The following is an 11888-nucleotide window of genomic DNA, read 5'->3' on the forward strand; positions in this document are numbered from 1 at the left end:
GCGAGCTACCGAGCTGCTCCACCCCGCGTCGAGTGAACAACCTTGCGGCTGCTCGGTTCCACGAGGTTACGTGACTTCTCACGCCCCACCAAATCGGCGCCTTCACGACGTCGGGCTCGGACTGGGCGTGGCAGACGCACCTCCCGGAGTCGGGAGGGAAGCGGCCGCGGCGCTCGCCCGGGCGATCGCGGCCTCCAGGCGCTTCTGCGCTTCGCCGTATGCCGTGAAGTCGCCAGCCTTCAGCGCCTCCTGGCCCGCGGCATACGCGGCCTGGACCTCGGCGATCGCGGCCGCGAGGTCACCAGTGGCCGGCGCCGTGCCGCCACTGGACGGTGGCGCGCCCTCCCCCGGCATCTGCCCGGCATCGCCTGTCGTCGCCCCGGACTCGCCCCCGAAGAGGCCGTCCAGCGCCTGGTCGAGGGTCTCGCCCCAGGCCACCTTCTTGCCGAAGACGGCGACTGTGGCCTTGATCTGCGGGAAGGAGCCGCCCTCCTTGGAGGCCTGGACGTAGAGCGGCTGGACGTAGAGCAGTCCGCCACCGACCGGCAAGGTGAGGAGGTTCCCGTAGGTCAGGGTCTTGCCGGACTGCCGATTCTGCGCGATGAACTGACTGAGGTTGAGTGACTCGCGCGGACTCTGGGACCGCTCGGTCGACACCTCGATCTGGTTCTGGATCTGACCCGGGCCGTCGACGGCCGAGGCCCGCGGAAGTTCGAGCAGACGCATCGACCCGTAGTCCTCGCTCGGTGCGCCGGCTCGCGTCCCAGCGTCCGCATCGACGGCGAGGAAGCCTCGCAGGATCTCTCGACCGGAACCGGTCGGGATGAAGGTCGTCGTCAGGGAGAAGGTCGGCGCCTGCTGCCCGGGCATGGCCAACGACTGGTAATAGGTCGGTTGGTCCTGCGTGCCGTTCGCGTGGGTCGGGTCCTTGGGCACGCGCCAGAAGTCCTGGCCGGTGTAGAACGACTCGGCGTCGGTCACGTGGTAGCGGGTGAGCAGTTGCCGCTGCACCTTGAAGAGGTCCTGCGGGTATCGCACGTGGCTCATCAACTCGGCCGACATCTCGGACACGGGACGCACCGAGCCGGGAAAGGCCTTCGACCATGCCTTGAGCAGCGGGTCTTCGGCATCCCAGCCGTAGAGCCGGACCGTGCCGTCGTAGGCGTCGACGGTGGCCTTGACCGCGTTGCGGATGTAGTTGACCCGACCACTGGCCACTCCCACGACACGCGACTGCTCACTCACCGAGTCCGACGTGGCGTCGGCCAGGTCCGCGATCCGGCTGTTGGGGTAACGCGCGGTCGTCGTGTAGCCGTCGACGATCCACTGGATCCGGCCGTCGACCACGGCGGGGTAGACGTTGCCATCCAGGGTCAACCAGGGCGCCACTCGCTCGACGCGCTCCTTGGGCGATCGGTGGTCGAGGAGCCGGGACTGCCCGGTGACCTGGTCGGAGAGGATGAGTTTGGGCTCGCGGTACTTCACGGCATACGCGAGTTTGCGGATGAAGGAGCCGACGCCGACCCCGCCCTCGCCGGCATACGTGGTCCGCTGCTGACCGCCGGCGCCACTGTCGTCCGGGAAGTCGAACTCGCGCGGCTCGGACCCGGCGGGACCACCGACCACCGAGTAGACCGGGGACTCCTCGCCGAAGTAGACGCGAGGTTCGTACTCACCGAAGGCGTCGCTGCTCGACCCGAGACCACCGGAGAAGAAGACCGGATCACCCTCACCCGTGCGCTGGTTGCCGTAGGCCGCGACAAACCCGAAGCCGTGAGTGTAGACGGTGTGGTCGTTGACCCAATTGCGCTGTGCCGCAGGGACACCCGAGAGGCGCAACTCGCGAACGCTGACGACGGAATCCATCGTCTTGCCGTCGACGGCGTAGCGGTCGACATCGAGGGTGTCGGGGAAGGCGTAGTACTGACGCAGGCCCTCGAACTGTTGGAAGGTGCGGGAGACGACGTTGGGATCGACCAGGCGGATCCCTGGGATCGTCTCGGCGTTCTCGCGGAGTTGCCCGGGCTCGGCATCGGTGACCGCGGCATAGGTCTGCGTCTTGATGTCGTCGATGCCGTATGCCGCACGGGTCGCCTCGATGTTGCGAGTGATGTACGGGGCCTCGAGCGAGCGCTCCGACGGCTTGACCTTGAGCGACTGGACCAGCGCCGGGTAGACGGTGCCGACGAGCACCGCGGTCACCGTCAGGAGAGCGACGCCGATGATCGGGAGACGCAGGCTCGAGGTGAACATGGCCGCGATGAAGAACGCGGCGCACATCAGGGCCGCCGCTGCGAGAATCGATCGGGTCGGGAGGACCGCGTGGTCACGGGTGTAGGTCAGGCCCGTGATGAGGGCGGAATCCTCGGTCGTGAGGGAGTAACGGTCCAGCCAGTAGGCCGCCGCCCGCGTAAGAGCCAAGAGGGCCCCGAGGGCGCCGATGTGGACCATCGCGGCGCGGGTGGACGGCCCACGCCCCGGCAGTTGCAGGCCGCCGTAGACGTAGTGCGTGAGCAGGGCCGCCACCAGCGCCAGCATGAGGACGACGGTCAGGAAACTGACGACGAAACGCCACCACGGCAGGTCGAAGACGAAGAAGCCGACATCGATCCCGAAGTGGGGTTCCTTGACCCCGAAATCACTGCCGTTGCGCCACAGCAGGTAGGTCGGCCAGGCACCCAGGGTGGCCGCGCCGGCCAACACCGCGAGAATGCCCGGGATGATGATCGTGCCGAGCCGGCGCAGGGGCTCGATGGCTCGCCGATACTGCTCCAGGGTCTGCTGCGCGACCGTGGTGGGGACGACGAACGGGCGCAGTCGATGACCCAGGGAGATGCTCGACCAGACCGCGAGCGCGGTGAGGACGAAGCCCACGGCGAAGAGCAGCACCTTGGTGACCAGTTGGATGACGAAGACGTTGCGGTAGCCGACGGAGTCGAACCACCAGAGGTCCGTGACCAGCCCCGACATGGCCGTGACGAGGAAGAAGAGGACCGCGAGGACAGCCAGTGTCGGCCCCAGTGCTCCACGCCGCTTGGGTTGGGCGGGGACCGGCCTGGGCTGGCGCGGGGGCGGCCCCCCCTGCCCCGACTCGTCGGGCTGGGGGCTCTGGTCGAACCAGTCCGGGTGACTCACGTCGGCTCCTTGGCGCGACCCATCGGCCGCCTCGCTGGAGACCAAACCTACCTGTGCGGGCTGGGTGCACCCGATACGGCACCATTGGGTTCGTGCCCGACGCGACCCCGACGACCGACCCGCTCGACCTGGTGGCCCTCGACATCGAGCGGCACGTGGCGAGAGGAGGGTGGGACCAGGCGGTGCGCCTGTTCGCGCTGGTGCCGACGACGGTCCTCACCCGTGATGCCCCCGAACTGGTCGGGACCGCACGGCCCCAGGACGCCGCGCCCGGGGCCCTGTCGGCCGTCGAGCAGGAGGACTTCCGCGTCCCCGCGGACCTCGAGTCGGCCCTCGCCGCGCTGGCCTGGCCCGAGGTCGTCACCGGCGCCGCGATCGCCGTCGAACGGATCGTCGTCCCGCCCGCCGCCGAGCAGGACCTCCCCAGTGACCCTGAAGCCGCCCTCAGCGCCCTCGCGGCCCACCCGGATCGCCGAGACGTCCGTCTGGTCGTGGCGGTCACCCGTGACGGCCGCTCGTCGTGCCTGCTTCGTCAGCGCGACCATGACCGCGACGATCGAGTCGCCAAGGGCCGCAACATTGCTCCGGGTCTCGTGGCCGGGCTGCTCGCGACGTTCGTCGAGTGAGTCGTCCGGCGTTCAGAAGCCGCAGGACGAGAGCGTGTCGGTGGAGCCTGCCGCGATCGACTCGACCGCCTGCTTCGCGTCGCTGAAGGTCGCGACCTTGACCAGGTGCAGACCTGCGGGCACGTGCCCCTTGAGGTCGGCACAGTTGTCGGCCGGGGTGAGGAACCAGGTAGCGCCGGCCTCGCGCGCACCCACCACCTTCTGCCGGATCCCGCCGATCGGCCCCACCGCTCCGTCGTCGGCGATCGTGCCGGTGCCGGCAATGGAGGCCCCACCGGTGAGGTTCCCCTCGGTGAGGACGTCGTAGATGCCGAGCGAGAACATCAGCCCGGCCGAGGGGCCACCCACGGCCCCGGCGTGGATGGTCACCGGGATCGGTAGCTGATAGCGACCGGACATGACCACCCCGATGGTCGCGACGCCTCGGGTGTCGGCGGCCCGTGGCGCGACCGTCACCTCGGAGCCCGCGCGGCGGACCGTCACCGAGACCTCGTCGCCCGGCTTGTGCGCCCGAACGGCGGTGCGCACCGCCTCGGGAGAACTGGCCGGGATGCCGTCGACGCTGACCAGGACGTCATCGGCCTCGATCAGCCCGTCCGATGGCGAGCCCTTGAGGACCTGGGCCACGAGGACACTCACCGGCACGTCATGGCCCAGGGCGCGCTCGGCCACGGCGGCCGCGGTCTGCTGCGAACCCTCCATCTCCGCGGCATTTTCCTGCTGGACGCTCTCGCGGGTCGAGGACGGGGGGAAGATCTCGTCCTGCGGATAGACGTCTCGACTGTCGTCGAGCGCGGCGCCGAGAAGGTCGTAGGCCGTGACCCGCGTGCCGGGTCCACCCTGGACGCGCACAGTGGTGAAGAACAACCTGCCCTTCTCCGGGTGCTGGCCCTCCCCCGCCACGTCGATGATCTTCTGGTCTCCCAGGGAGCCCAGCGTGTCGGTGACCGGCCCCGGCGACATCACGGCATACGGCAAGGGCACGATCGCCAGCACCGCGGCGACGGCCAGGACGAGAAAGGCCGCCACGAGCGAGACCACCACCCAGCGACTGGGCCTGTTCGCCGATGTATGCCGTGCGTCGACCTCGTCACGAATGTCGCCAGGCGAGGAAGACAGGCTCAAGGCAGGCCCACCCATTCCGTGCTGCCGTCCGCGAAGCCTTGGTGCTTCCAGATGGGCACCTCGGCCTTGAGGGTGTCGATGAGGTCGCGCGCAGCTGCGAAGGCCTCGCCCCGATGGGGCGCCGAGGCGGCGACGACGACCGCGAGATCGCCGACGGTGAGCGCCCCGATCCGGTGCACGGCCGCGAGGCGCACCCCGGGCGTGCGGGCCCCGACGGACGCACACACCTCCTGCAGGCGGTCCAGGGCGCTCGGGTGGGCCGAGTAATCCAGGGCATTAACCCCGACGCCGTGGTCGTGGTCGCGCACCACGCCGATGAAGACCACCACGGCGCCACTCGCGGGGTCGCGGACGGCATCGAGGACCTCATCGACCGACAGGGGTGCCTCACGCAGCGCCACCAGGGCGCAGGTGGACTCGGACCGCGGGGGCATCGGACTCCTGATGACAGCTTCACGGGAACCATTGGGGCCCGCGCATGGTTGGCTTGAGTGGACGAAGGCCCATTCTCTCAGTTCCCCAGGAGCACCCCGTGACCAGTGCGTCGCAGCCCGACCCCGGTGACGACCGCGACGGCGGTCTGCCTCCGGAGTTGGAGAAACTCTTCAAGGACCTCACCGGTGGGGCCGAGATCCCGCCCGAGGTGCGCCAGATGCTCGCCGGCTCGGGGCTGGGCGACCTTGACCCGACGGTCATGGCGAGCATGGCCGAGCAGATGAAGGCGATGTTCAGCGACGAGGGTGGGCAGGACGGCTTCGACGACGAGCGTGCGACGACCATCGCGCGTCAGGTCAGCTCAGCGGCCGGCGATCCGGTCGTCACCGAGCGAGCCACCACGACGGTTCGCGAGGCCGTCCGCACCGCCGACCTGTGGCTGGACGAGGTCACCGACCTCGCCGCACCGGGGTTGATCGGCCGGGCCTGGAGCCGAGCGGAGTGGGTCGAGGCGACCATGCCGCGCTGGGCCGACCTGGTCGAGCCCGTGGCCGACGGTGTGTCCCACGCGGTGGGCGCGGCCATGGGCAAGCAATTGGGTCGTCTGGGTGAGGGCGGTCTGCCCGAGGGTCTGCTCCCCCCCGGCGTCAACCCCGCGGCCATGATGGGCCAGATGGACGGCATGCTCCGCCGTCTCCACGGCAACATCTTCTCTGCGCAGGCCGGTCAGGCCATCGGGCACCTGGCGACCGAGGTGCTCACCGGGTGTGAGCCCTCCCTGCCCCTGGTGGCCAGCCCCAGCGTCGTGCTCGTGCCCCACAACGTCGAGGCCTTCGCCCGCGACAACGAACTCGAGGGCGGCGAACTCACGGTGCATCTGGCAGCCCGGGAGGCGGCGCGGGTGCGACTCTTCCACGCCGTGCCGTGGCTCGGTCCGCATCTGCTCGCCGTGGTCCGCGACTACGCACGCGGCATCGTCATCGACACCGACGCCATCGAGGCCCAGCTGGCCACCATCGACCCCTCCGATCCGGCGGCGATGAGCACCGCCCTCGAAGGTCGCCTGTTCGCACCGCCGGACCGCACGCCCGCCCAGCAACAGGCCCTGACCCGCCTCGAGGCCACCTTGGCGCTGGTCGAGGGGTGGGTGGACTCCGTCACGGCGCGTGCCGTCGCCGGCCACCTTCCCAACGCCGGCGCTCTCGACGAGATCGTGCGTCGTCGCCGGGCCGCCGGTGGGCCGGCCGAGAAGACCTTCGGGGCCCTCGTCGGCCTCGAACTGCGCCCCAGGCGGCTGCGCGACGCGGTCAACCTGTTCGCCGCCCTCGAGGCCGCCGGCGGGGCGACGCTGCGCGACCGCGCGTGGAGTCACCCCGACGTGGCTCCGGGTGCAGCCGACCTCGATGACCCGCTCGGCTACGTGGAGCGCCTGAGCGCCCCGGAGGCCGACGACTTCGACGCCGAACTCGAGTCCTTCCTGCGCGGGGAGGGCGGCTCGGAGCAGGACCATGAGTGACGCCGCCCCGGCGGTCCCTGCCGTGACCCACGCGCACCTGCGCCGCGACGCGGTGGCCGCGCTCACGGCATACCGACCCAGCGATGGTTCGCAGCAGCGGCTGCGCGACGACTACCTCGCACACCTGGCCATCCACCCGGACGGGGTCGCCAAGGCGGGGCCACCGATCCACCTCACGGCATCGTGCCTGGTGGTCGAGCAGTCAGCACGACACGTGCTGCTGACCCTGCACCGCCGTGCGGGACGGTGGTTCCAGTTCGGTGGGCACCTCGAGGCCAGCGACGCCAGCCTCTGGGCGGCCGCCGCGCGAGAGGGCCGCGAGGAGTCCGGGATCACGGCGTTGACGCCCGCGAGGACCATCGTCGAGCTCAACCGGCACACCCTCGAGGGGAACTTCGGTCGCTGCCGCGAGCACCTCGACGTGCGCTATCTCGCCGTGGTCCCCGACGGCACGCCACCGGTGTGCTCCGAGGAGTCGGAGCAGGTGGCCTGGTGGCCGGTCGACGCCCTACCCGAGGGGCCACACGGGGACGTCGCCGATCTGGTGCGGGTGGCCCTGAGAACGCTCGCGGCCCTGCGTGTGTGATCCGTGTGATCAATGTGTCTCATGCGGCCAATGAGGCACGGTGCCGTGCTCGCCACGCCGTTCTCGGGTCACGCCTGATCGGCGCGCTGGTTTAGGGTTCTTGGGTCCAGGCCGCCACGGGCGGCACCATCCCACAAGGAGATGTCAATGGCTGACGAGACCTACAAGGGCGAGTTCTACTGCGTGAAGTGCAAGGCGAAGCGCGAGGCGGAGGGCAAGGTTGTCGTGTCCGACAACGGCCGTCGCATGGCCAAGGGCCAGTGCCCCGTCTGTGGCACGAACCTCAACCGCATCCTCGGCAAGGCCTGATCGCAGACCTGCCCGACGAGGGCCCCGATCCGCACGGATCGGGGCCCTCGTGCGTTGGCGCCTGTGGACAGCCCCCGGGGTCGCGTGTCGGTGTGCCAGATTGTCCGGAACGGAGGACGTGAGGGGACCCGATGTCGATGCTGCTCGATCACGACGCGACCGCCGCGCGTCGTCTGGCCCATCTCACGATCATCGTCGACGGTGCAGGCCCGGCCGTGGACGCCGTGGACCGAGCAGCGCGTGGGGTGGGGATGACTCGCCTCGTGAGTGGTGCGTATGCCGCCGAGCCCGCCCACTGGACCGGTCCCCCTGCCCCCGCGGCCATCGTCTTCGTCGGCCAGGGTCCCCTGCAGGCCGCGGTCGCCGCCCCATGGTGGCGGGCCGGGGTGGTCCATCTCCCGTTGCGGCTCGACGGCGCCAGCGCCGAGATCGGGCCCCTGGTCGTGCCGGGGGTCAGCAGTTGCGTCGGCTGTCACGAGCGTCTTCGAGCCCGGTCGGGAGCACGCGAGCACCCAGCGCCGGGCACTCCTGACCCACCCACCGTCCACCTGGCCGCAGCCGTGGCCGCCCTCACCCTGCGGCGCACCCTCCTCGGGGACCACGACCTTGCCGGTGTCTCCAGTGAGGTGGTCGAGGGCCGTCCCGAGGTCCGACATCGGCACTGGCCCCGTCACCCCGAGTGTGGCTGCGGCACGCTGGCGGCCCACGACCTCCGGGACCTGGTGCCGGCCTCCTGAGGGACGCCGGAGGCGAACGCGGGACACCCGATCAAGACGGTCATGGACAATGGGGACATGTCCGACATTCCGCGGCGCGCGCTGACCCGATCGGTTCGTCTGGCCAGCCTGCCACTGGGGCATGCGGGCCGGGTGGCCGTGGGCCTGGGCAAGCGGGTGGGTGGTGCGCCGGCTGAGGCCGTGGCGGCTGAGGTGCAGGCACGCACGGCGGCCCAGCTCTTCAGCGTGCTCGGCCAACTCAAGGGCGGAGCGATGAAGTTCGGTCAAGCCCTCTCGGTCATGGAGGCCGCCCTTCCCGAGGAACTCAGTGCTCCCTATCGGGCGACGCTCACCAAACTGCAGGATGCTGCGCCGGCCATGCCAGCGGCCACGGTCCACGCGATCCTGGCCGTGGAACTCGGGCCGCGCTGGCGGACCGCCAAATTTCTCGAGTTCGACGATGTGCCAGCCGCCTCGGCGTCGATCGGGCAGGTCCACCGGGCGGTGTGGCGAGATGGTCGCGAGGTCGCCGTCAAGGTGCAGTACCCCGGAGCCGGTCCAGCCCTGCTCAGTGACCTCACCCAGTTGGCCAGGGTCGCCAGGCTTGCCGGCACCTGGATCCCGGGCATCGATGTGGGTCCGGTCATGGAGGAACTTCGCGCTCGGATGGAGGAGGAACTCGACTATCGCATCGAGGCCGCCCACCAGCGCGCCTTCGCCCGCGCCTTCGCCGGGGACTCCGACGTCGTGGTGCCCGATGTCCTCGTCAACTCCGAGCAGGTCATCGTCTCCGAGTGGCTTGAGGGGACACCCCTGTCGCGGATCATCGCGGAGGGCACGCAAGCGCAGCGGGATGAGGCGGCCGCTCTCTACCTGGAGTTCCTGCTCCGCGGGCCGAACCGCGCCCGGCTCCTCCATGCAGATCCGCACCCCGGCAACTTCCGGGTGACCCCGGACGGCCGGCTGGGCGTCATGGATTTCGGTGCCGTCGACCGGCTGCCACACGGATTGCCTTCAGCCATGGGTGAATTGGTCTCGCGGGCCTTGGCGGGCGACGCCGAGGGGCTGGCCGCGGGACTGCGTGCCGAAGGCTTCGTCCGTCCGTCAGTGCGGATCGATGCCGACCAGTTGCTGGCCTTCCTGACGCCCTTCCTCGAGCCCATGCACCACGAGCTGTTCACCATCGACCGCGCCTGGCTGCGGTCCCAGGCGGCCAGGATCCAAGACCCACGCCGCCCCGACTTCCTCGTCGGCACCAGGCTCAACCTGCCCCCCGATTACCTGCTCATCCATCGGGTCTGGCTCGGAGGCATCGGGGTGCTCAGTCAGATCGGCGGGACCATCCCGATGCGGGAGTTGATGGCCGCCCACCTGCCGGGGATCGACGAGGCCTCCTTGCCGCCGATCGCCCCGTGAGATGACGGGTCACCACCACGCGGAGTCGAGTTTGCCTTCGATCGACCGTGCGTGAGTGCGGGTGCATTCCGGGCAGGTCCACACCGTGCGCGACCCCTCCGTGCCCCGACTCCAGGTGAGGAGGGCGCTCGCCTCCTCGTCGTCGCGGGGCGCGCGGCCACAGGACGCGCAGGCATCGGGCCGGTCGCTCATGGTGCGCTTGCCGCTTTGGCCGCGATCTTGGCCTGCTTCTTGACGTCACGCACCTTCTGCAGGCTCTCCGGGTCGACGACATCGGCCACCGATCGGAAGGACCCCGGCTCCGCGTAGGCACCGGCGGCGGCCTCCCAACCGTCGGGGCGCACCGCCAGTTGCTTGCCGAGGAGTGCCACGAGAATGCGTGCCTTCTGGTCGCCGAAACCCGGCAGGCCCTTGACACGCTTCAGCAACTCGGCGCCGGACCCCGCCTCGGTCCAGACCCGCGTGACGTCACCGCCGTAGTCCTTCACGACGACGTCGGCGAGCTGCTGGATTCGACCGGCCATCGATCGGCCATAGCGATGGACGGCCGGAGGTGTCGCGCACAGGTCCGCGAAGGATTCCGGGTCGGCGGCTGCCAGGGCTCCCGGGTCGAGAGTGCCGAAACGCTCCAGCACCTTGGCCGGGCCGGCGAAGGCCCGCTCCATCGGGAACTGCTGGTCCAGGAGCATGCCGACGACGAGTGCGAAAGGATCACCGCTGAGTACCGCGTCCGCGGTCGGGTCCTGGGCAATCTGGATACGCGTCATGGCGCCGAGTCTAAGGCGGGGGCGCCGACGCAAGCCGGCCCCGCGGCATACCCAAGGGGTGGTATGCCGTGGGGCCGGGTCGTGAGGTCAGCGCACGTGCAGGCGGACCTGCTCGACGAGCAACACGTGCTCGCGATGCTGTTCGAGGCGACGCTCGAACTCGCGGCGCCGACGCTCACGGTAGGCGCGCAGTCGCGCGCACACCTCGTGTGAGGACATGGTGGCCTCCCCTCTCATGGATCGTGGGCGGATCAGGGCAGCCCGCACCGGCCCGCGGCGGAGGGTGTCGCGGACAGTGCAGGTGTGGGAGTGTCGGGCGGCGCCTAGGCAGCCACGGTCTCCTTGCGCGGGCGGCCGCGGGGGCGCTTCTTGGGGACGAGGACGCCCCACTCGAAGAGCTGCCCACCCCAGATGCCCCACATGGCGCCGGTCTCGACCGCGTGCGTCAGGCACTCCTCGACGACCGGGCAGGTGCCGCAGAGGGCCTTGGCGAACTCCACGTCATCGGGCGTCTGGGCGAACCAGATCTCGGCGTCGTGCTCGCGACACGGGACGATCTCGGTGCGCTCCACGGCGTCCAAGAGCGCGAAGAGGTCAAAGGTCTCCATCGCGGTCACCTCCTTGTCGCTGGTGTGGGGGCGCGGTTGGTGGCTCGTCTGGGTCGGTCGGTGCGTCGTGATCGTCATCTGAGGTCCTGGTCGGTCGGTTCGGGCAAAGAGAAAGGCCGCGGTCCCTGTCGGGATCCGCGGCCTGTGGTCTGGCGCCGGCTCTGGGTATCAGAGGGGCGGGCCGATCAGGCTCGGGGTCACGACGGGACGGGCAACGGCGCCGCCATCGGTGATGGCCATGGCGTCCGGTCCGGTGAAGGCTCCGGAGAGCGGGGCGGACGGCAGGAAGGCAGGGGCCATCGACGGCGTGGTGATGCCGCGGGTCTTGGTGTTGAGAACCATTCGTCCCCTCCTTGGCTGATCTCGTCGGTCAAAGGCACACGACGTGCCCGTGTGTGGACAGGCTAGAGGTGGTCGGCGTCGGGCCGCAAACGAATTAATCGTCGGATGTCGACGACTGGTCCTCACCGACGTGCAGCAGGGTCAGAACCTCGTCGGCGTAGAGCTCCAACTTGCGCGCGCCGACCCCTCGAATCGCGGCCAGTTCGCCGTGGGTGGTGGGTTGTTGCTCGGCGATGGCGGTCAGGGTCGCATCCGTGAAGACGACGTAGGCAGGAACCGAGGCCTCCTTGGCCGTGCTTGACCGCCA

Annotated in this window: 14 protein-coding genes; 6 read left to right on the forward strand and 8 right to left on the reverse strand. The window is 70.0% G+C overall.

Features of this window, described 5'->3' with window-relative positions:
* Window positions 1-102: 102 nt before the first annotated feature.
* On the reverse strand, window positions 103-3135 hold the full coding sequence (locus BN10_RS01855) for a UPF0182 family membrane protein (RefSeq protein WP_010849452.1): 3033 nt from the start codon (window positions 3133-3135) through the stop codon (window positions 103-105).
* A 92-nt stretch (window positions 3136-3227) separates the two neighbouring features.
* Between BN10_RS01855 and BN10_RS01860 the strand changes: the two genes are divergently transcribed.
* Window positions 3228-3761, forward strand: a complete 534-nt coding sequence (locus tag BN10_RS01860) for a PPA1309 family protein (protein WP_010849453.1) — start codon at window positions 3228-3230, stop codon at window positions 3759-3761.
* A gap of 12 nt (window positions 3762-3773) precedes the next feature.
* Here the strand turns inward: BN10_RS01860 and BN10_RS01865 are convergent, their stop codons facing one another.
* Window positions 3774-4805, reverse strand: a complete 1032-nt coding sequence (locus BN10_RS01865) for a YlbL family protein (protein ID WP_010849454.1) — start codon at window positions 4803-4805, stop codon at window positions 3774-3776.
* Between the two features lie 77 nt (window positions 4806-4882).
* Window positions 4883-5320, reverse strand: a complete 438-nt coding sequence (locus BN10_RS01870) for a molybdenum cofactor biosynthesis protein MoaE (RefSeq protein WP_010849455.1) — start codon at window positions 5318-5320, stop codon at window positions 4883-4885.
* A gap of 98 nt (window positions 5321-5418) precedes the next feature.
* On the opposite strand from BN10_RS01870, the gene BN10_RS01875 reads away from it, so the two are divergent.
* The 5 genes from BN10_RS01875 to BN10_RS01890 all read left to right on the forward strand — a co-directional run bounded on the left by BN10_RS01875 (window position 5419) and on the right by BN10_RS01890 (window position 9864).
* Window positions 5419-6837 carry a zinc-dependent metalloprotease gene (locus BN10_RS01875; protein ID WP_010849456.1) on the forward strand — a complete coding sequence of 473 codons (1419 nt, stop codon included), beginning with the start codon at window positions 5419-5421 and terminating at the stop codon, window positions 6835-6837.
* Complete coding sequence (locus tag BN10_RS01880; RefSeq protein ID WP_010849457.1) at window positions 6830-7423, forward strand: NUDIX hydrolase; 594 nt, start codon at window positions 6830-6832, stop codon at window positions 7421-7423. Before BN10_RS01875 ends, BN10_RS01880 begins: the two co-directional genes overlap by 8 nt.
* A 147-nt stretch (window positions 7424-7570) precedes the next feature.
* Entirely contained in the window at window positions 7571-7732 is a 162-nt protein-coding gene (locus BN10_RS17095; protein ID WP_010849458.1) for a DUF5679 domain-containing protein, read from the forward strand.
* Window positions 7733-7863: 131 nt separating this feature from the next.
* The gene (locus BN10_RS01885; RefSeq protein WP_010849459.1) at window positions 7864-8469 is read left to right on the forward strand and encodes a hypothetical protein; all 606 of its coding nucleotides are present in this window, start codon (window positions 7864-7866) and stop codon (window positions 8467-8469) included.
* Window positions 8470-8526: 57 nt separating this feature from the next.
* Window positions 8527-9864: an ABC1 kinase family protein gene (locus BN10_RS01890; RefSeq protein WP_010849460.1), complete on the forward strand. Its 1338-nt coding sequence runs from the start codon at window positions 8527-8529 to the stop codon at window positions 9862-9864.
* A 188-nt stretch (window positions 9865-10052) separates the two neighbouring features.
* Here the strand turns inward: BN10_RS01890 and BN10_RS01895 are convergent, their stop codons facing one another.
* The 5 genes from BN10_RS01895 to BN10_RS01905 all read right to left on the reverse strand — a co-directional run.
* Window positions 10053-10631, reverse strand: coding sequence for an HhH-GPD-type base excision DNA repair protein (locus BN10_RS01895; RefSeq protein ID WP_010849461.1), 579 nt, complete (start codon window positions 10629-10631; stop codon window positions 10053-10055).
* A gap of 87 nt (window positions 10632-10718) precedes the next feature.
* A complete protein-coding gene (locus BN10_RS17930) occupies window positions 10719-10850 on the reverse strand; it encodes a hypothetical protein (protein ID WP_267878864.1) in 132 nt (43 codons plus the stop codon).
* Window positions 10851-10954: 104 nt separating this feature from the next.
* The gene (locus BN10_RS01900; protein ID WP_010849462.1) at window positions 10955-11317 is read right to left on the reverse strand and encodes a WhiB family transcriptional regulator; all 363 of its coding nucleotides are present in this window, start codon (window positions 11315-11317) and stop codon (window positions 10955-10957) included.
* 90 nt (window positions 11318-11407) lie between these two features.
* Window positions 11408-11581 carry a hypothetical protein gene (locus BN10_RS16595; protein WP_010849463.1) on the reverse strand — a complete coding sequence of 58 codons (174 nt, stop codon included), beginning with the start codon at window positions 11579-11581 and terminating at the stop codon, window positions 11408-11410.
* Between the two features lie 94 nt (window positions 11582-11675).
* Window positions 11676-11888: HRDC domain-containing protein (locus BN10_RS01905; RefSeq protein ID WP_040750712.1), on the reverse strand; the 213-nt coding region annotated here is incomplete at its 5' end.

The sequence above is a fragment of the Phycicoccus elongatus Lp2 genome, from assembly GCF_000367525.1.
GTDB classification, from domain to species: Bacteria; Actinomycetota; Actinomycetes; order Actinomycetales; family Dermatophilaceae; genus Phycicoccus_A; species Phycicoccus_A elongatus.